We start from the raw sequence: 20,659 nt of genomic DNA on the forward strand, positions 1-20,659 counted from the left end.
ATCAGTCGTCAGAGACACTGATAGTTGGTGCGGTCTGCCTGGCCGCATCCATCTCTGTAACCTGAGCCACCAGGCGTTGAGCAAGTTTATGGTAAGCCCTGGCAACGTCGCCATCGGGCCGGGACACCAGGATGGGTGTGCCGGCATCGGTATGTTCGCGAATGGACAGGTCCAGTGGCAGAGAGCCAATAACATGGACCCCGTAGTCCTGCGCCAGTTGCTCACCGCCGCCCTCACCGAAAATCGCTTCAGCATGTCCGCAATTGGAACAGATATGGATTCCCATGTTTTCCACGACACCGAGCAACGGCACATCCACTTTGCGAAACATTTCGATACCCTTGCGCGCGTCCAGCAACGCCACATCCTGTGGCGTGGTCACAATCACAGCGCCGGTCAGACTCACCGATTGTGACAGGCTGAGCTGGATGTCACCGGTGCCGGGAGGCATATCAATCAGCAGATAATCCAGTTCTGACCACAGGGTAAACTTGAGCATCTGATTGAAGGCACCCACGATCATCGGTGCACGCCAGACCATAGCGGTGCTGCCCTCAACCAGATACCCCATGGAGTTGGTCTCCAGACCACAGGCCAGGATGGGTCGCATGTATTTTTTGTCGACAATTTCTGGCCGGGTGCCTGAAGCCACGCCCAGCATTGTGGGTTGACTCGGTCCGTATATGTCAGCATCCAGCAGACCGACACGGAACCCCTGCTGCTGCAGCGCCACCGCCAGGTTGACGGCAGTGGTGGATTTCCCGACACCTCCCTTGCCCGATGCGATACAAATTATGTGCTTGATTTTAGAAAGATTATCCACGCGTAAAAGGCTCCTGCTATATACCATAAGACTTGATTACAGACCCGCCCGCGACACACGGGCATCACCGCGGCGGCACGATTGAAACTTGATCTCGGGCCGTATTCCATGTTCTATTAAGCGCCTGATAGGCCTGACTGCATTAATGGATCCTCACATCATGTCTGAATATCGTTTCCCAAACCTTCTCAGAGGGCTGGCTGCTATCGCAGCAACCAAAACCTGCCGCTGGGCCGGGCTGGGATTACTGGGCTCTTTGATCACATCGCTGGGCGTCCAGGCGCAATCCATCGATCCATTGGCGGCAGCCCAGGAAAGCTTTGAAAATCCGGTCAAGTACGCGATCTACTCGGCCGCCTGGCATCTTAACAGTAACGCCGGGCTTCGTGTTGTGGCACAAAACCAGAGCGAATCAGCCATCAGACTGGAAAGCATCCTGTTTCGTGACGAAACCGGTGAGCAGACAGATGCGAAGTTGCAACTGGACATGGTGGTGCCCGCACAGGCGTGGGCAGAGGTCGAGTTACCTTATCAGGACCTGTTGTCTGGCAATGACTGCGTTGATCGCACCATGGAAGACGACTGGAAGCTGGTGGAGATTTCCAACTATACGCTTAACCCGTCAGTGCGCGGGCTGATTATCGAGAACACGCGCTCCTTCCGAATCTATCAGTGTGTCCGTAATGTTCATACCGTGTGGACGTCGCCTGAAGATGGCACTGAACAGTCACAGAATCAGTGGCTGATGTACCACTTCGAACGCCTGCCGCTGGACTGAAAAGCGCCTGTGGCAACAACTAAAAGCGCCTGCGGCTCCGCCAACGCCCCGTTCGCGACCGTCAATTTCCCAGCTGTCGGGCCTCACGCACCAATGTGTCCTTGCGTGCCTCAAGCTCTGAGATCAACGATTTCTGCAGCGGCTCTACGGTCTGCCCCTGTGCATCAACATTTTCATATTTAAGCTGCTCGCTGGCCAGCATCTGCAGGAGCTCTTCCGCCGCCGTAATGGCTTCCGCAAGCTTGGCATTGGCCTGCTCGCGCCGCTGAATTCGGGCATCCGCTTCCACTACTTCGCGTTCAAGCGCCGCAATTCTCTCATTTTGCTCGCTCAGCATGCGCGCCCGGTCCGCAGCTTCCTGCTGACTTTGCAGGGCTGCCGCCTGACGCGCCCTGGCGGCCGCTTCACGCTCCGCCTCGGCTCTGGCCTCTGCCTGCACAGCACGCTCTCTCTCTACCCGCTCAAGCTCTGCTCGCAGCTCTCGCTCTGACTGCTCAGCGGCCAGTCTGGCCTCCTGCGCCTGTTGCGCCCGCGCGGCCATGGCACGAGCCTCCGCTTCAGCCGCTGCAGCCTCCTGCTGGGCCTGCATAGCCTCCTGTTCGGCGCGCTGCCCGGCGCAGGCAGACAGCGCCAGCAGCAACACCAGGCCGCTCAGGCGCAGTGGTCGCAAGAAGCCGCCCAGGCGCAATGGTCTATGTAAGGAGTTATTCATTAGCATACCCTTCAAATACATCGAATCCAGCGTGTACTTTATAATGACTGAGGTCACGCTGACCAGTGCCACACAACGAATCAGCCAAAAACCATTGATTTACTGACCCTAACCGATGACGGCACTGAAAATTCATACGCAATTACTTTATAATTGTGACTCAATATTGAATCCTACGCTCCGGCAAACCCCCAGGCCCTGCACTATGACCGCACCCAGTACCCGGCAACCTCGCACACGGCGGCGACACATCTGGCGCTTGCTGTCAGTGTTGCTGCTGGCAGGTGTGTTGCTGGTACTCAGTGCGCTTAGCCTGAGCCCCAGCGTCCCACACCCGGGTGCTCTCAGCAGCAGCGATATACGCAACATAGAACAACTGATCGTCGACAACAGTCCGGAGCAGTTTCGCAGTCGAGGCGAACGCCAATTACAACTGAATGCCGACGAGTTAAATCTACTGACAGCGTTTGTTCTGGCCAATGTGCCACAGACGCGGGACATTGCCACGAGATTCAGCCTGGACGATGACACGGCTCAGGCATGGATGAGTATTCCGCAACACCTGGGGCCCTTCACGGTTTACCTGAACCTGCACGCGCAGTTTGCTCAGGATCAGGGACGGGCAAGGCTTATGTCCCTGCATGCGGGCTATCTACCGATCCCGCGACGAATCATGCGTGGCGCCGAAAATATGCTCGGCGACAGGCTCGAATCAGCCAGTGCAGTGAACCAGGAGTTGGCTGAGCTGCGTCATGGCATCAGTTCTGTTGCCCTCAGCAATGATCGGTTACACCTGACGCTGCAATGGGAACCCGCCGTGCTCGAACAGTTACGGGCACAGGCACGGCAATTTTTCATGACCGATGAGGACCGTCAGCGTCTGCTAGGCTACTACACCTTTATTGGCGATATCGCGCGCCAGGCTGCACCCGAAGGCTCCACCGTATCGCTGCACAACTTCATGCCCGACCTGTTTGCCCGCGCCGGTGAACGCTCAGCCAACGGCAGTGCCATTGCCGAGAATCGCAGTCTTTTACAGGCACTGTCGCTGTATGTTAACGACATCAGTGTTCGCGAATTACTGGACGGCATACCTGATGACAGCGTGTATGCCCCTCCGGCGCTGCGTGTCACGCTTTACCAGCGGCACGATCTGGGCCGGCACTTTGTAAGCGCGGCAGCCATCACAGCGTCCGCTGGCGTCGGTATCGCCGAGGTTCTGGCGAACAGTAAAGAAGTGTATGATGCGCGCTACACCAGCGGTTTCAGTTTCAGCGACATGACCGCCAACGTCGCGGGACTGACTCTCGGCGAGGCCGCTACAGAAAGCGAAACCAGTGCGCGCGCGCTGCAAATCTGGTTGCGAGATGCCCGTGCCGAATCGGGCTATATGCCGGAGCCTGACAGTGTCGGTGATGGCATGTCTGAAGAGGCCTTTGCTGAACATTACAGCGACCGTAACAGTCCGATGTATCAGGACAGGCTGCAAGCCATCGAGGCCAGAGTCAGCGCCCTGCCACTTTATACACGTCCGGACACAAATCAGGACGCGGGGACACCATAACAGCCAGAACAGGCCCTCACGCCTCGCTGCAACAGCCTATCAGGGAACAACAGAAAATGAGCAAAAACAAAGAGCAAGGGTTTAGCACTCGCAACCTGCATGCTGACCGCGCCGACAAACCTGAACATGGCGTGCTGCATAAACCCATCCATACGTCGGTGGCCTACACGTACGACGACGCCCGCGACCTGGCAGCAGTATTCCAGGGCAAAATGGCCGGCTTCAGCTACGGCCGTCAGCAGAATCCCACTGTCAACGCGCTGCAGGCACGCATTACAAAAATGGAACAGGGCCTGACCAGCACCGCTTTTGCCACTGGCATGGCAGCCATTGGCTCCACCCTGTTTGCCTTGTTGCGTGCCGGCGACCATATGATTGCCAGTGCCTTTCTGTTCGGTAATACCAACAGCCTGTTCAATTCGTTCCGAAATTTTGGTATCGAAGTCAGCTTTGTTGACACCACCAGCGCCAGTGCCGTGGCAGCCGCCATTCAGGACAACACACGCCTGGTGTTTACCGAGACCATAGCCAACCCGGTCACTCAGGTCGCCGATCTGGAGGGCATCGGCCAGCTGTGCCAGCAGCACGGGCTGATCTACCTGGTGGACAATACCATGACGTCGCCCTGGCTGTTCCAGCCTGTCAGCGTCGGTGCCAGTTTTGTTGTCAATTCGCTGACCAAAACCATCGGCGGCCATGGCAACGCCCTGGGCGGCATGCTCACTGACACCGGCCTGTTCGACTGGAGCAGTTACGACAACATTTTTGATAACTATCGCAATGGCGATGTCAGGCTCTGGGGTACGACGCAGGTGCGAAAAAAAGGGCTGCGCGACTTCGGCGCCACCTTAGGCCCGGAGGCAGCACACCATCTCGCCATCGGCTCAGAAACCCTGCCGCTGCGGATGGACCGTACCTGCGACAATGCCCAGTCGCTGGCGGAGTTCTGCGAAAAAAATCCGGCCATCAAGCAGGTCTATTATCCTGGTCTGCCACATCACCCACAACACAAAAGAGCCACCTCACTTTTTAAAAAATACGGCTCGATCATGAGCATTGACCTGGCCGACCATATCGATTGCTTCGACTTCCTGAACCGGCTGCAATGTGTGGTCTCGTCCAGCAACCTCGGCGATACTCGCACGCTTGCGATACCGGTTGCGCACACGATTTATTATGAAATGGGTGCAGAGCGTCGGGCATCCATGGGTGTCAGCGATAACATGATTCGCCTGTCGGTTGGCATAGAGGACATCGATGACCTGCTGCAGGACTTCAGCCAGGCGCTCAGTTAGCATTTAAAGAGGACAGACCCGGACATGATCACGCTGTGTCATCATCACGATATAGAGGAAGGACGCGCCAAGGGCTTCGAAGTCAGTGGCAAATATGTTTTTGCGGTTAAAAAGGATGACCGCATTTACGTCTACTACAACTACTGCCCACACCTGGGCACGCCGCTGGAGTGGCTGGAAGATCAGTTCATGGATCCGGATGGCACCTTTATACAGTGCGCCACCCATGGCGCACTGTTTGTTGTGGAAGACGGTCAGTGCATTTCCGGCCCGTGCCGAGGCAAGTCGTTGAAAACCATTCCGCATGAAAACGGTAATGGTTTTATCATGGTCAATGAAAATGACATCGCTCTGCTCGGGCGCATTTGACTGACCATTCCGGCGTTAATCAGGACAGGGCCCGTTGCAGGCGCTCGGCTGCCAGCTCCAGCCGGGGCATGGCGTTGGTAAACGCAAAACGCACGTAAGTGTTAGCGTTATGGGCACCAAAATCAGTACCGGGAGTTACCGCAACACCGTGTTCCTCCAGCAACATGCGACAGAACGCTTCACTGTCGTCTGCAAAACGCTCAATGCCGGCGTAACAATAAAATGCACCGTCCGCCTGCCAGGGCAGCGAAAAACCCATCGACCGCAGTGCGTCACAGAGAAAGTCACGCCGCTGCCGAAAAGCGGCCCGACGCTGCTCCAGCACTTCAATCACATCGTCATCAAAGGCGCGCAAGGCTGCATGTTGAGCTGGCGTCGGTGCAGCAATAAACAGGTTCTGCGCCAGCACATTGGCAGGGGCAGCCAGTGACTGTGGCACCACCAGCCAGCCAACCCGCCAGCCAGTCATACCAAAGTATTTGGAGAAGCTGTTGACCAGCAGATTATTCGGGTGGCAGCGCAACGCCGTGGGCAGATTGCCCAGCGCGCACGAATCAGCTGGACTGTCAGGGTAATCCAGCCCCTGGTAAATCTCATCCATCAACAAATGCACACTGTGTTTTGCCGCCCAATCGCTCAATGCCTGCACCTCCGTCGGCGGTATCACGGCACCAGTCGGGTTAGCGGGCGAGGCCAGCCACAACCCTTTAACGGACGGGTTATAGGCCAGGTCAAGCTGCGCTAAAGAAGGTGCCGGCTGGCCCGGAGACGCCGGCGGAATCAGCACCGCCTTGCCGCCCACCAGGTGCACATAATTGCGATTACAGGGATAGGATGGATCCGGCATCAGCACCGTGTCACCGGCATTCAGCAGAAGGTTGGCAGCCAGCACCAGAGCGCCGCTGGCACCGGGAGTCACCAGGATTCGGGACGGGTCTACGTCAACGCCGTGATGGTCAGCATAGAATCGGGCAATCCGCTCGCGCAAAGCCGGCAGACCCGCTGCCGGTGTATAGGCGGTATGCCCCTGCTGTAGTGCCCTGACTCCAGCCGCAACAATCTGTGGTGCGGTGGCAAAATCCGGCTCCCCGACTTCAAGGTGCACAATATCCACACCGCTTTGCTCAAGCTGCCGGGCACGCTCGAGCACGTCCATGACACGAAAGGGATTGATGAGACGGTTTCGGTCGGCCGCCTCCGGTCTGAAATCTGACATATTAACCCTGCATAATGCCCGATAGCCGCGAATAGCGGTGAGCGATCTCAAGAGCGGCGAACATAGCATTTTTTGTAGCTTGGGCGCCAATAATCTGGTAGTTTACTGCGCTTGCCGTCTCAGACCCGTCTGCACCGGAGCGTGCTGCACATGATTCGGCTCTGTTTCTGTTGGCAAGCGCGCAGGATCGCGCTACTGTTGAGAGTACAATTCTGGCCACGCTGGCCCGCACGCCGGATCCTTTTACCGGTTTGCGATCACCGGGGATAAGGCGTCAGAATTCTGGAAAACCCGCGAGGGTATGAGGCCTGGTTCACCATGTCCAAGAAAGAAACACCTGCTGTTAGTGCGTCCGTTCTCAAGAACTTCACTCCCTATAAAGTCAAGAAGGGAGAAGAGTACATGAACGAGCCACAGAGAGAACACTTCAAGATGATTCTGCGTCAGTGGCGCAACCAGCTGATGGAAGAAGTCGACCGCACTGTGCATCACTTGCAGGATGACGCGGCCAACTACCCTGATCCGGCCGATCGCGCTACCCAGGAAGAAGAATTCAGTCTGGAGCTGCGAACACGTGACCGTGAGCGCAAACTGATCAAGAAGATCGACTCTACGATCGAAAAGATTGCTCAGGATGACTACGGATTCTGTGAATCCTGTGGCATCGAAATCGGCATCCGTCGTCTGGAAGCACGTCCGACTGCAGACAAGTGCATCGACTGCAAAACCCTGGACGAAATTCGCGAGAAGCAGTGGGGCGCCTGATTTTCCTGAGATGACAGTCGCCAGCGACCACATCATCGGCCGGTTCGCCCCATCACCCAGTGGTGCTCTTCATTTTGGTTCCCTGCTCGCCGCTCTGGCGAGCTTTCTCGATATCCGCTCACGCGGCGGTCAATGGCTGCTGCGTATGGAAGACCTGGATCCCGCCCGTGAACCTGAAGGCGCTGCCGATCAGATTTTACGGATTCTGGAAGATCTTGCCCTTACCTGGGACGGACCCGTTCTGTATCAAAGCCAGCGTATTGACGCCTACGAGGCGGCCATGGTCGAGCTGTCAGAACGCGGACTGACTTACCCCTGCGACTGCTCCCGGCAGCGAGTCCGGGCAATGGGAGGCATTTACGACAATCTCTGCCGCACCCGACAATCCCCACCGGCCGGCAACAGCGCAACCCGGTTCAAAGTACCGGCACAGAACTACACCTTCGACGACCGCATTCAGGGTCATTATCAGCAGGACCTGATTCACGAATGCGGCGATTTTGTCTTGCGTCGGCGTGATGGCCTGATCGCTTACCAGCTCGCCGTGGTGGTGGATGATGAATGGCAGGGCATTACCGATATCCTGCGCGGACATGATCTGCTGGATTCAACACCCAGGCAAATGGCACTGCAACAGGCACTGGGATATCAGCAGCCAGATTACGCACATATCCCGGTCGCGACCAACCAGAGTGGCCAGAAGCTCAGCAAGCAGCACTTTGCCCGCCCCCTGCAGCGAGACAGCGCGACAGATTATCTTTACCAGGCACTGACATTCCTGCACCAACAGCCTCCACTCGGGCTGCGCAACGCCCCTCCGTCAGAACTGGTCGCGTGGGCAATAACAAACTGGGATATACAGCATGTGCCCAAGTTAGCTACTATCCCTGTCAATTCTTCGTACAGCTGACGACGGACACCATGTATATTCCACCCTCAACGCTGATATTTCTGGTATTTACCTACCTGCTGTTTCTGCTTAGCGTCGACTGGGCACTGAATGCCGATGGCGCCTGGTATCGACCCTTTGTCATCTGCTTTGCCGTCATTGCTCTGGCCGCATGGGCCTATCGGGAACAGAACGTCGATGAGCTTTGAACTCAGCACCCTGTTTGCCATCGGGATCGGCTATCTGGTCATTCTGTTTGGCATCGCGTTTATTACCGAAAAAGGCTGGATTCCTGAAAGAATTGTCCGCCACCCGATCGTGTATGTGTTGTCTCTGGGCGTGTTTGCCAGTGTCTGGTCCTACTTTGCGGCTACCGGCAACGCCTTTCGCGATGGCTTCGGCTACCTGGCACCGTTTATCGGGATCTCGCTGGCATTCCTGCTGTCCCCCATTTTCCTGCGCCCCATTCTTAACCTGACCAAAACCTATCAACTGAGTTCACTGGCAGACTTGCTCGCGTTTCGTTATCGCAGTCCCTGGGCGGGCACGCTGACGACGCTGGTGATGATGATGGGCGTGATGCCACTGCTGTCTTTGCAGATAGAAGCGGTTGCCAATATTGTTGGGCTGCTGTCACCTGATGCGTCACAAACCACGCTGGCTTTGAGCTTCTGTATCCTGATCACGCTGTTCGCCATTTTCTTTGGCACCGGCAAAGGTTCCGGTCGGGAGCGCCATGAAGGCCTGGTCATGACCATCGCCTTCGAGTCACTGGTCAAACTGATCGCTTTGCTGCTGGTCGGTGGCTTTGCCGTCTACACCGGGTTCGGCAGCATGGATGCTATGGATCAGTGGCTTCGGGAACAACCAGAGCTGCTTCGACGCTTAAAGGAACCCGCTGCACCGGGAACGTTTCAGGTCATGGTGCTGGTATTTTTTACCGCCGCTGTTGCCACGCCACAAATGTTCTACATGACCTTTCATGAAAACAATCACCCCCGCGCCCTCACCATCGCCAGCTGGGGACTGCCGCTATACTTTCTGTTGCTCAGCCTGCCGGTGTTACCCATTCTCTGGGCCGGACTCAAAGCCGGCAGTGCCAACCCGATGGAATACTATACGGTAACATTGGGCATGGATTATGGCTCGGAACTGTTTACCCTGATTGGTTTTGTCGGCGGCCTGTCCGCGGCCAGCGGCCTGATTATTGTCATCACCCTGGCACTGTCGACAATGTGCCTGAACCATCTGATTCTGCCGGTATGGCAACCAACCGCCAAACAGGACATTTATCGCTGGCTGCTGTGGAAACGGCGACTGCTGATTACCGCGCTGATCTGGGGCGGATTCCTGTTTTACTACATGCCCAGCGACAATCAGAGCATTCGCGCCGTCAGCAATATCGGCCTGATCGGCAGCCTGCAGTTCCTGCCCGCCATCATCGCATTGCTGTACTGGCCTCGCGGCAACAAAAAAGGTTTCATGGCAGGCTTGGCATTTGGCACCGCCATCTGGTTTCTGTTTCTGGTTCTGCCGGTCATCACCGGCACCAACTTTGTCACCCTGGGCGACCTCAACACCCGCGAAATCGTGGCTCTGTCTCTGGTCTGCAATGTCGCTATGTTCATGCTGGTATCGGTGATGACACGCAGCTCCAAAGAGGAACGAATTTCCGCCGACATCTGTTCAGTCGACAACCTGCGCCGCCAGCGACGTGCCGGCCTGCGCGCATCATCGCCGCAGGAATTTATCAGCCAGCTCACCAAACCATTGGGCGAACGCACAGCTACGCGGGAAGTCATGCAGGCGCTGCGTGACCTGAACATGGAGCGACAGGACACGCGTCCGCATTCGTTGCGCTTACTGCGCAGTCGCCTTGAAGCCAATCTGTCAGGGTTGCTGGGCCCGGCCATTGCGCATGACCTGATTGATCGCTTCCTGCCCTTTTCGTCCAACAGCGAACCCGGCACCACCGACGTCACCACCATCGAAGGTCGCATTGAGGCTTACCGCAGCAATCTGTCGGGTATGGCCTCCGATCTGGACAATCTGCGACGGTACCATCGCCAGATATTGATGGAGCTGCCATTGGGCGTCTGCTCCCTCGGACCAGAAGACCAGATAGTCATGTGGAACCATGCCATGGAAACCCTCACTGGCCTCAACAGCGACGAGGCTGTTGGCCTGCACATCAGCGAAATCGGCCAGCCCTGGTTCAGCCTGATCAATAACTTCCGCAGTGCCGAATCGGCGCACCTGCACAAGCAATCAGTCAATGTTCAGGGCAACAAACGTTACATCAGCCTGCACAAAGCGGTCATTGAAAAATCTGCCAGCCGGCGCATCCGCCAGGATGGCGTCATTGTGCTATTGGAGGACCTTACTGAAACCGAGTTACTGGAAGAAGAGCTGGCGCACAGTGAACGCCTGGCGTCTATTGGCCGACTCGCAGCCGGTGTCGCTCATGAGATTGGCAATCCCATTACCGGCATCGCCTGCCTGGCGCAGAATATCCGTGACGAGACGCAGAATGACGAGTTACGCACCATGGCCCGACAGATCATTGAGCAGACTGACAGAACGTCGCGAATTGTGCAGTCACTGGTCAATTTTGCCCACAGTGGCAGTTACAACAAGACAGAGCGGCGACGGGAAGTGGTCAGCATCACTGAATGCATCGAGGAGGCGATCACGCTGGTCTCGCTGAACAAAAAAGGCAAAGAAATTCGCTTTGACGTCCAGTGTTCCGACGACGCCCGTCTGCTGGGAGACTCGCAACAACTGTTGCAGATTCTGGTTAATCTGATTAACAATGCTCGCGATGCGAGCCCGCAGGGCAGCACCATTGGCATTGAATGCGAACGCATCGCAGCCTCTGTTCAGGTCAGCGTCAGCGACGAAGGCACCGGTATTCCTGATGAACTCAGGGACCGGGTTTTTGAGCCTTTCTTCACCACCAAGGAGCCCGGAGACGGTACCGGATTGGGGCTTGCCTTGGTTTACAGTCTGGTTGAAAACCTTGATGGTCATATTGATATAATGGCCGCTTCAGAGCGCCAGGACTACCCGGGAACACGAGTAATCCTGAGTTTTCCCTGTTATGATGAAAACACACGTGACGGCTGACTTATCCACTTCGGTCGCCGGTAATTGAGTACACACATGACTGCACAGCACAAAGTTCTGGTTGTAGAAGATGAGCAGGTAATCCGCACCGCATTGCGCCGGTTGCTGGAACGCCATGACTATCAAGTCAGCGAAGCAGGCTCCGTGAAAGAGGCGATTGCGCAACTGGGCGACAAACAATTTGATATTGTCATCAGCGACCTGCGCTTGCCCGGGGCACCCGGCACAGACCTGATCCAGGCCACTCGCACTCCTGTGCTCATCATGACCAGTTACTCCAGCCTGCGCTCGGCCATCGACTCCATGAAAATGGGGGCGGTCGACTATATACCCAAGCCATTTGAACACGAAGAAATGCTGCAGGCGGTTGCCCGTATCATCGAGGAAAACGCCAGCCGGCAGCCGGCTGCAAAGTCGCTAGAGCCGCCACCCGAGCCTCCGGTCCCCGGCATGATTGGCAGCTGCCCGCAGATGATGGAATTGTTCCGCCGCATTCGCAAAGTGGCGATGACCAACTCAACCGTACTCATCAATGGAGAGTCGGGTACCGGTAAAGAACTTGTCGCCCGTGCCATTCATCAACTCAGTGACAGACACGAGTCCGAGATGATTTCGGTCAATTGCGCCGCGATTCCTGAAAATCTGATTGAGTCGGAGCTGTTTGGTCACGAAAAAGGCGCGTTTACCGGCGCCACTGCCAATCGCACCGGTCTGGTGGAAGCGGCCAGCGGCAGCACGCTATTCCTGGACGAAATCGGCGAACTCCCGCTGGAAGCACAGGCGCGCCTGCTGCGCGTGCTCCAGGAAAGCGAAATACGCAAAGTCGGTTCCGTGCAGTCGCGCAAGGTCGATGTGCGCCTGGTGGTAGCAACTCACAGAGACCTGAAACAACTGGTCATTGACGGCGACTTCCGTGAAGACCTGTATTACCGAATCAACGTCATGGCGCTGCTGCTGCCTCCCCTGAAAGAGCGTGGCAATGATATTCTGGAGCTGGCCGACGCGATTCTGGCACGCACCTGCAGGCGCCTGAAGTCACCGATGCTGCGCTTCACAGAGGAGGCCACGCAGGCCATCGCCACGTATCCGTGGCCCGGCAATGTCCGAGAACTGGAGAACGCGATTGAGCGAGCAGTCGTGCTGGCGGAGGATGAGGATATAGGCACCGAGTTGCTGGCGATTGACCTGAGCGGCAGCAAACGGGCCATCAGGACCCTGCTGGAACGCTCCATGGAGAACCCGGGCGACGCAGATGATGGTGATGCCGCGGAAGAGCTATCCCTGGAGGACTATTTCCAGAAATTTGTGCTCGAGCATCAAGACCAGATGAATGAGACCCAGCTGGCAAAGAAGCTGGGCATAAGCCGCAAATGCCTGTGGGAGCGGCGCCAGCGCTTTGGCCTGCCACGCAAGAAGAAACAGGCCTGACACCCTCACCCCAAAACTGTTACCGATACCCATCTACACACAAGGCAAGAGAGATTTAGTAACACTTTGTGTGATCCCGGTCACATTGCCCACCGCCCAAAAAACATAACCAATTGTTTTATATGCAAATTATATTTCTGGCACGCTTCCTGCTCTAGGGTAAGGAATAACAATAAAAATAGACAATAAAAATAACGCTCGATAACAATAAAAATCGCATCAAAATAGGTGCAACTAAACAATAACAATAATCAAAATGGGCAAGTAGACATGAATCAGCATCTTGCTGACGGCTACCGGTACTGTTTTTATAACTCACGCATCAAATTTGGTGCTCCCTGAACAAGAACAAAAAGAAACAATAATAAAAATAATCAAATACCTTCCTTGCGGGGGGGTCGAGTCACCCCCCAGAGCATTTCTCCCTGCAAATCTCTGCAATTCCCTGCAAAGCGCTAGCACTTCAGTGTATTATTAGATCTTATGCCTTTGTCGACCTGACAACGGTGCCGATTGCTATGTGAACGGATACAACATATCTGATGTTAAAAAAGCTTACCCGACTGCTCTTTGGCAACACCACCCCGGATGACGCTGAGCCCACAAGATCTTCAGCACCGGCCAGATCTGTCGACGCACGCGGGACCAAACAAGCAGCAAACAAAAAAAACAAAAAAAGCGCCTCCTCCAGGCAATCAGCCAGAAAGCCGGATCGCCACCAGCAATCCTCCAACCCCCGTGATGACCTGCGTCAACTTGACCTCAATATCGACGTCGACAAGGTCACAGTCGTGCCTCGCGAACAACACAACATCTCGCGCAAGGAGATTTCTCCCAGCGCATTAAAGGTGCTGTATCGACTCAATGATGCCGGTTTTCAGGCATTTCTGGTCGGGGGCGGCGTTCGTGACATCCTGCTGGGCGGACACCCCAAGGATTTTGATATATCGACCAATGCCACTCCGGAAGAAGTCAGGGAACTGTTTCGCAACTCCCGTGTTATCGGTCGGCGCTTCAAGATCGTTCACGTTCGTTTTGGCCGTGAAATCATCGAAGTAACAACCTTTCGCGCGCACCACGAAATCGAAACCGAAGTGTCTGAAGGTGAATCACGCAAACACATCAAACACCTGGATTCCGCACATTCCAGCACCGGCATGATTCTGCGTGACAACGTGTACGGCAATATTGCCGAAGATGCAGTTCGCCGCGACTTTACGGTCAATGCGCTGTACTACACCACCAACCACTTCATGATTCTGGATTTTGTGAACGGCCTGCCCGATATTGAACAGCGTCTGATTCGCATGATCGGTGATCCGGAAACCCGTTATCGGGAAGACCCGGTTCGTATTCTGCGCGCCATCAGACTGGCGGCCAAACTCAATTTTGGCATTGAGAAAAACACCGAAGAACCCATTCCGCGGCTCGCTACACTGCTGGATTCAATTTCCTCAGCCCGCCTGTTTGATGAAACCGTCAAACTGTTTACCAACGGCAGCGCGGAGAAAACGTTTGCCCTGTTGCGACACTACAAAGTCGCCGACTATCTGTTTCAGCCCACGCTGGAATGCCTGCAGGATGACAACGATGTTGACAGTAAATTGCTGACGCTGGCGTTACGCAATACCGACAATCGACTGGCTGAAGGCAAATCAGTGACACCGGCATTTTTATACGCTGCCCTGTTGTGGCCGCCGCTGCAGTACGACATCCGACAGATGTGTGGCGACAAAGTCCCGACCCTGGGACAGCTGCAGGAGTGCGCAGGTGAGGTCATTGTTGAACAACTGCAATTCACAGCCATCCCAAAACGCTTTACCGCCATGATGCGAGAGATATGGGAACTGCAGTTACGCCTGAGCCCACGCAACCGGCGCAGTGTCGAAATCGCCTACACTCACCCCCGGTTCCGCGCAGCCTACGACTTCCTGCTGCTCCGGGAAGCGGCCGGCGAACAGTTGAACGGCCTGGGCGACTGGTGGACACAGTTCCAGCAGGTAGATGCGGACGCACAGCATGTTATGATTGATGCATTACAACCTGCGAAGTCGCCTCGCAAGAAGCGTCGACGCAAACCACGCAAACCGGAGTCCGCTGACTGATGGCCCGCATACCGCGCTATATTGCCGTTGAAGGCCCCATTGGTGTCGGCAAGACCAGCCTCGCCAAACGCCTGGCAGAGACTTTCAACTACGACATCGTGCTGGAAAAACCCGAAGACAATCCGTTCCTGGAGCGCTTCTATCGCAATCCGAAACAGCACGCACTGGCAACGCAACTTTTCTTCCTGTTTCAGCGCGCGCAGCAACTGCAGGAACTCAAGCAGGATGACCTGTTCGAGCCGGTCCGTATCGCCGACTTCCTGATCGACAAGGACATGCTGTTTGCGCGCCAGAATCTGGACCCGGACGAATTCCAGCTCTATCAGAATGTCTATCAGCACCTGACCATTGACGCCCCGGTGCCCGAGCTTGTCATTTATCTGCAGGCCCCGACCCAGATTCTGCTGCAACGTATTCAGAAGCGTGGTATCGCCGCCGAACAGACCATTGAAGCGGATTACCTGAGTCGGCTCAATGATGCCTATACCACGTTCTTCCATTACTACGATCGCTCCCCGCTGCTCATCGTCAACAGCACCGAACTTGACCTGGTGAGACATGATGAAGACTACCAGCAGTTGGTGAATCAGATCATGACAGCCCCCCAGGGCGTGCATTACTTCAACCCCAAACCGACCTTGCTGTGACAACAACGGTCACGCTAAGCTGACATTCGGGAGGCGGCTTTACATGAGTTCACAATCCGCACAAAAACATATCACGCTGAGCACACTCAACAGGATCCGTGCTGACGGGCGAAAATTTGCCTGCCTGACTGCCTACGACGCCTGTTTCGCAGGCCTGCTCAATGATGCCGGCGTCGAGGTCATTCTGGTCGGTGATTCACTGGGCATGGTGCTGCAGGGCCATGACAACACCCTGCCCGTCACCATGGCCGACATGGTCTACCATGTGCAGTGTGTCAAACGCGGCAACAGCACCGCGTTCCTGATGGCCGACATGCCTTTCATGAGTTACTCCTCGGAAACCGAGACACTGGAGAATGCAGCCGCGCTTATGCGTGCCGGTGCCGAGATGGTGAAACTGGAAGGTGGCGCCTGGCTGGCCAGCTCCACCCAGTTACTGGCAGAGCGAGGCATCCCGGTGTGTGTCCATATGGGATTGACACCACAGTCTATCAACCGCATTGGTGGTTATCTGGTTCAGGGCCGCGACCCGATTCAGGCGGAAAACATGGTCAACGAAGCACTGCAACTGCAGGAGGCCGGTGCCAGTATTCTGCTACTCGAATGTGTGCCTGCGGCACTGGCCAGGCGTATCACCGAGACCCTGGACATTCCGGTCATCGGCATAGGCGCCGGCGCCGATACCACAGGCCAGGTTCTGGTACTGCACGACCTGCTGGGCATCTCCCCCATTCGACCCAAATTTGTGAAAAACTTCCTGGCCGAATCAGACAGCGGCATTGCCGGCGCCATCAAGGCCTATACCGATGCCGTCAAGGGCGGCACATTTCCGGCAGCCGAACACAGTTTTGACTGACACACCGGGGCACTGAAATGCAGATCACTCACCATGCCAAAGAACTGCGCTCGCTGCTCGCCGACGTGCGTCGCAGCGGTCAACGGATTGCGGTTGTGCCCACCATGGGTAATCTGCACTCGGGCCATATCAAACTGGTAACAGCAGCGCTGACACGTGCCGACTTTGTGGTCAGTACCATCTTTGTCAATCCCATGCAGTTCGGCCAGAATGAAGACCTCGACAGTTACCCGCACACACCGGATGCCGACATCGAAAAGCTGCAGACGGCAGGTTGCCACTGCCTGTTTGCACCGCCGGTCAGCGACATTTATCCTAATGGGCTGGCACAGCACACGACGGTGCAGGTGCCCGGCATTTCAGAGCGCCACTGCGGCGCCAGCCGTCCCGGGCATTTTGACGGCGTCGCTACGGTTGTCAGCAAGCTGTTTAACATCGTAGCGCCGGACATTGCCGTTTTTGGCCTCAAGGACTACCAGCAGTTTCAGGTTATCCGCAAAGTCACAGCGGACCTGTGTTTTGACATAGATATTGTTGGCGTTGCTACCGAGCGTGACGCCGATGGACTCGCCCTCAGTTCGCGCAATGGCTACCTGAGCAGTACCGAGAAACAGACAGCGCTGTCGTTGAACCAGACCCTGACCCTGACTGCGCAGCGCATCAGTCAGGGTGAACACAACTATCGCACGCTGGAACAGGAAGCCGCGCAGACTTTACTGGCAAACGGTATTCAGCCCGACTATTTCAACATCTGCCAGGCTGACACGCTGGCTCCAGCAACGGCTGCTAATAAGCGGCTGGTGATACTGGCGGCCGGATTCGTCGGCAAGACCCGATTGATCGATAATATTGAAGTCACCCTGACGGCGTAAACAGGGCCTAATAATAAGGAGAGCATCATGTCGCAATCTCACGTATATCCGGTAAATCCTGAGCAGGCATCACACAGTCTGATCGACAAGGCCGGATACCAGCGCATGTATGAACAATCGATCAACGATCCGGAAACCTTCTGGGGTGAACAGGCCGAACAGTTTCTGGGCTTTTTTCAGCCCTGGAGCAAAGTGCTAAGCGGCGACTTCAGCAAGGCTGATGTATCGTGGTTCAAAGACGCCAAACTCAATGCCTGCTGGAATTGTGTTGACCGGCATCTGCCTCAGCGCGCTGATCAGACTGCCCTGATATGGGAAGGTGACGACCCCGCCGACAGCCTTCCCATCACTTACCGTGACCTGCACCTGGCGGTGTGCCGGCTGGCCAATGTGCTCAAACAGCGCGGCGTGAAAAAAGGCGACCGCGTCTGCATTTACATGCCCATGATTCCCGAAGCGGTTTACGCCATGCTGGCCTGCGCCCGTATTGGCGCAATCCACTCTGTCGTGTTTGGTGGCTTCTCGCCGGACGCCATCAAGGATCGAATTCTCGACTCCGATTGTCAGAGCGTGATTACCGCGAATCAGGGAATACGTGGCGGCAAAGTGATCGCGTTAAAGGACAATGTCGATAAAGCACTGGCCAATTGTCCCAACGTACACAGCGTGATTGTTGTCAAACGCACCAATGCCGAGGTGTCATTTAAACAGGGACGCGACGTCTGGTATCACGACGCCATCGATCAGGTCGACGATCAGTGCGCGGCCGAAGTCATGGACGCCGAGGACCCTCTTTTCATTCTCTATACGTCCGGCTCAACCGGCAAACCCAAAGGCGTGCTGCATACCACAGCCGGTTATCTGTTGAGCGCAGCCATCAGCCACAAGTACATTTTTGATTATCACGAAGGCGACGTATTCTGGTGCTCCGCCGATGTCGGCTGGGTCACCGGCCACAGTTACATCGTCTACGGCCCACTGTGCAATGGTGCCACGTCACTTGTTTTTGAGGGCGTACCCACTTACCCTGACGCATCGCGCTTCTGGCAGGTCATCGACAAGCATCAGGTGACTATCTTTTACACCGCACCCACCGCGCTGAGAGCGTTGATGAGCATGGGCAATGAACCCGTGCAGGCAACGTCACGGCAATCTCTGCGCCTGCTGGGCTCAGTGGGCGAACCTATCAATCCTGAAGCCTGGGAGTGGTATTACAATGTTGTCGGCGAGCAGCGCTGCCCCATCGTTGATACTTGGTGGCAGACCGAAACCGGTGCCAGCATGATCAGTCCGCTGGCCGGTGTTACCGACCTGAAACCGGGCTCGGCAACACTGCCTTTTTTTGGCGTAAAACCTGAACTGCTGGACGCTGACGGCAACATCATTACCGGTGCCGGCAAGGGCAATCTGGTGATCACCCAGAGCTGGCCCAGTCAGATCCGCACAGTGTTTGGCGATCATCAACGCTGCGTAGACACTTACTTTACCGCCTACCCGGGATACTACTTCACCGGCGACAGCGCGCGTCGCGACGAAGATGGGTACTACTGGATCATTGGTCGGGTCGATGATGTCATCAATGTTTCCGGCCATCGCCTGGGCACCGCCGAAATTGAAAGCGCACTGGTCCTGCATCCGAAAGTGGCTGAGGCTGCCGTTGTTGGCTTTCCCCATGACATCAAGGGTCAGGCTGTTTATGCCTATGTCACGTTAATGCTGGGTGTCGAGGAATCTGATGCCTTGCGCAAGGAGCTGGTCGCGTTTGTAGCCGGGGAAATCGGCGCTTTCGCCCGACCCGATATTATTCAGTTTGCACCGGGCCTGCCCAAAACACGATCGGGCAAAATCATGCGCAGAATTCTTCGCAAAATTGCCGCCAATGAGACTGATAACCTGGGCGACACATCAACACTGGCCGATCCTTCAGTGGTTGAGCAACTAATAGCCAACCGTCACAACCGGTGATCTCAAAGGCAGCCCAGACACACATTTTATTCAACTGATTTTACAGGCAACCATTATGCAGGATCTTGTTATCGTAGCAGCCGGGCGCAGCCCCATCGGCACATTTCAGGGCGACCTCGCTGGCGTCAGCGCATCCGATCTCGGCAGCCAGGTTATCCGACACCTGCTGGGCGCCAACAGCATCAAACCTGAAGACATTGACGAAGTCATTATGGGGCACGTACTGACCGCTGGTTGCGGGCAGAACACCGCCCGGCAGGCAAGCATCAATGCCGGCCTGGGTGTTGAAACACCGGCCATGACCATCAACAAGGTCTGTGGCTCGGGGCTCAAGGCTGTCCACCTGGCCGCTCAGGCCATCATGGCTGGTGATGCAGATATGATCGTAGCGGGCGGCATGGAAAACATGAGCCAGTCCGCGCACGTTCTGCCCAACTCGCGCACCGGACAGAAAATGGGCCACTGGCAGGCCATCGATACCATGTTGCACGATGGCCTGTGGGATGCATTCAACAACTATCACATGGGTATAACCGCAGAGAACCTGGCGGAAAAGTATGGCATCAGCCGTGCCGATCAGGATGCGTTTGCCGCGTTGTCACAACAAAAGGCTAACGACGCCATCAATAACGGTCGATTCAAAAACGAAATTATCAGTATCGAAATACCACAGCGCAAAGGCAACCCGGTTGTCGTAGACCGGGACCAGGGACCTCGCAGCGGCACCACAGCGGAATCACTGGCGCGACTGCCTGCCGTATTCAAGAAAGACGGTACCGTCAGCGCGGGTAATGCCTCAGGTCTGAATGACGGTGCGGCGGCAGTGGTAGTCTGCAGCAGGGCCGCTGCCGAGCGCGCTGGCCTGACCCCGCTGGTGACCATCAAGGCATGGGCCAATGCCGGTGTCGACCCCAAAATCATGGGTATCGGGCCGGTTTCCGCCACGCGTCGCTGTCTGGAGAATGCCGGCTGGACGCTGCCAGAGTTGGACCTGATAGAAGCCAATGAGGCGTTTGCAGCGCAATCGCTTGCGGTGGGCCAGGAACTCCAATGGGATATGGACAAGGTCAACGTCAATGGCGGCGCAATTGCCCTGGGCCATCCCATCGGTGCATCCGGTTGTCGTGTGCTGGTCACTCTGATCCATGAAATGCTGCGTCGGGACGTCCACAAGGGCCTGGCGACGCTGTGTATCGGCGGTGGCCAGGGTGTAGCCATTGCTGTAGAACGCTAATACAGTGCTGCAGAA

18 protein-coding genes are annotated in these 20,659 nt (G+C 56.0%); 15 read left to right on the forward strand and 3 right to left on the reverse strand.

What is annotated here, in order from left to right:
- Nucleotide 1 precedes the first annotated feature (1 nt).
- Complete coding sequence (gene apbC / locus PHACT_RS15200) at nt 2-823, reverse strand: iron-sulfur cluster carrier protein ApbC (protein WP_070119120.1); 822 nt, start codon at nt 821-823, stop codon at nt 2-4.
- Nucleotides 824-983: 160 nt separating this feature from the next.
- On the opposite strand from apbC, the gene PHACT_RS15205 reads away from it, so the two are divergent.
- Nucleotides 984-1,601 carry a hypothetical protein gene (locus PHACT_RS15205; RefSeq protein WP_070119121.1) on the forward strand — a complete coding sequence of 206 codons (618 nt, stop codon included), beginning with the start codon at nt 984-986 and terminating at the stop codon, nt 1,599-1,601.
- 61 nt (nt 1,602-1,662) lie between these two features.
- On the opposite strand, the gene PHACT_RS15210 is transcribed toward PHACT_RS15205, so the two are convergent.
- On the reverse strand, nt 1,663-2,313 hold the full coding sequence (locus PHACT_RS15210; protein ID WP_139141596.1) for a hypothetical protein: 651 nt from the start codon (nt 2,311-2,313) through the stop codon (nt 1,663-1,665).
- 205 nt (nt 2,314-2,518) lie between these two features.
- On the opposite strand from PHACT_RS15210, the gene PHACT_RS15215 reads away from it, so the two are divergent.
- Genes PHACT_RS15215 through PHACT_RS15225 form a run of 3 tightly spaced genes read left to right on the forward strand, consistent with a single transcriptional unit; the run spans nt 2,519 to nt 5,541 of the window.
- On the forward strand, nt 2,519-3,877 hold the full coding sequence (locus tag PHACT_RS15215) for a hypothetical protein (RefSeq protein ID WP_070119123.1): 1,359 nt from the start codon (nt 2,519-2,521) through the stop codon (nt 3,875-3,877).
- 56 nt (nt 3,878-3,933) lie between these two features.
- A complete protein-coding gene (locus PHACT_RS15220; RefSeq protein ID WP_070119124.1) occupies nt 3,934-5,172 on the forward strand; it encodes a cystathionine gamma-synthase family protein in 1,239 nt (412 codons plus the stop codon).
- A 24-nt stretch (nt 5,173-5,196) separates the two neighbouring features.
- Entirely contained in the window at nt 5,197-5,541 is a 345-nt protein-coding gene (locus PHACT_RS15225; RefSeq protein WP_070119125.1) for a Rieske (2Fe-2S) protein, read from the forward strand.
- Between the two features lie 19 nt (nt 5,542-5,560).
- Here PHACT_RS15225 and PHACT_RS15230 read toward each other — a convergent pair whose 3' ends face one another.
- Nucleotides 5,561-6,757: an aminotransferase class I/II-fold pyridoxal phosphate-dependent enzyme gene (locus PHACT_RS15230; protein WP_070119126.1), complete on the reverse strand. Its 1,197-nt coding sequence runs from the start codon at nt 6,755-6,757 to the stop codon at nt 5,561-5,563.
- A 318-nt stretch (nt 6,758-7,075) separates the two neighbouring features.
- Between PHACT_RS15230 and dksA the strand changes: the two genes are divergently transcribed.
- From dksA to PHACT_RS15280, 11 genes are all read left to right on the forward strand, one after another.
- Entirely contained in the window at nt 7,076-7,522 is a 447-nt protein-coding gene (dksA, locus tag PHACT_RS15235; protein ID WP_070119127.1) for an RNA polymerase-binding protein DksA, read from the forward strand.
- A 10-nt stretch (nt 7,523-7,532) separates the two neighbouring features.
- Nucleotides 7,533-8,432 (forward strand): tRNA glutamyl-Q(34) synthetase GluQRS, encoded by a 900-nt coding sequence (gluQRS, locus tag PHACT_RS15240; RefSeq protein WP_070119128.1) that lies wholly within the window; start codon nt 7,533-7,535, stop codon nt 8,430-8,432.
- An 11-nt stretch (nt 8,433-8,443) separates the two neighbouring features.
- Nucleotides 8,444-8,620: a hypothetical protein gene (locus tag PHACT_RS16395; protein WP_169819495.1), complete on the forward strand. Its 177-nt coding sequence runs from the start codon at nt 8,444-8,446 to the stop codon at nt 8,618-8,620.
- Entirely contained in the window at nt 8,610-11,537 is a 2,928-nt protein-coding gene (locus PHACT_RS15245) for a sensor histidine kinase (RefSeq protein ID WP_070119129.1), read from the forward strand. The genes PHACT_RS16395 and PHACT_RS15245 overlap by 11 nt, the downstream gene beginning before the upstream one ends.
- Before the next feature lie 36 nt (nt 11,538-11,573).
- The gene (locus PHACT_RS15250) at nt 11,574-12,965 is read left to right on the forward strand and encodes a sigma-54-dependent transcriptional regulator (protein WP_070119130.1); all 1,392 of its coding nucleotides are present in this window, start codon (nt 11,574-11,576) and stop codon (nt 12,963-12,965) included.
- 542 nt (nt 12,966-13,507) lie between these two features.
- A complete protein-coding gene (gene pcnB / locus PHACT_RS15255; protein WP_083264727.1) occupies nt 13,508-15,070 on the forward strand; it encodes a polynucleotide adenylyltransferase PcnB in 1,563 nt (520 codons plus the stop codon).
- Complete coding sequence (locus PHACT_RS15260) at nt 15,070-15,717, forward strand: deoxynucleoside kinase (RefSeq protein ID WP_070119131.1); 648 nt, start codon at nt 15,070-15,072, stop codon at nt 15,715-15,717. The genes pcnB and PHACT_RS15260 overlap by 1 nt, the downstream gene beginning before the upstream one ends.
- A gap of 43 nt (nt 15,718-15,760) precedes the next feature.
- Nucleotides 15,761-16,573, forward strand: coding sequence for a 3-methyl-2-oxobutanoate hydroxymethyltransferase (gene panB, locus PHACT_RS15265; RefSeq protein ID WP_070119132.1), 813 nt, complete (start codon nt 15,761-15,763; stop codon nt 16,571-16,573).
- A gap of 17 nt (nt 16,574-16,590) precedes the next feature.
- On the forward strand, nt 16,591-17,445 hold the full coding sequence (gene panC / locus PHACT_RS15270) for a pantoate--beta-alanine ligase (protein ID WP_070119133.1): 855 nt from the start codon (nt 16,591-16,593) through the stop codon (nt 17,443-17,445).
- Between the two features lie 27 nt (nt 17,446-17,472).
- Nucleotides 17,473-19,410 (forward strand): acetate--CoA ligase, encoded by a 1,938-nt coding sequence (gene acs / locus PHACT_RS15275; RefSeq protein ID WP_070119134.1) that lies wholly within the window; start codon nt 17,473-17,475, stop codon nt 19,408-19,410.
- Nucleotides 19,411-19,465: 55 nt separating this feature from the next.
- Nucleotides 19,466-20,644 (forward strand): acetyl-CoA C-acetyltransferase, encoded by a 1,179-nt coding sequence (locus PHACT_RS15280; protein WP_070119135.1) that lies wholly within the window; start codon nt 19,466-19,468, stop codon nt 20,642-20,644.
- Nucleotides 20,645-20,659 lie beyond the last annotated feature (15 nt).

The organism is Pseudohongiella acticola, from assembly GCF_001758195.1.
Classification (GTDB): Bacteria; Pseudomonadota; Gammaproteobacteria; order Pseudomonadales; family Pseudohongiellaceae; genus Pseudohongiella; species Pseudohongiella acticola.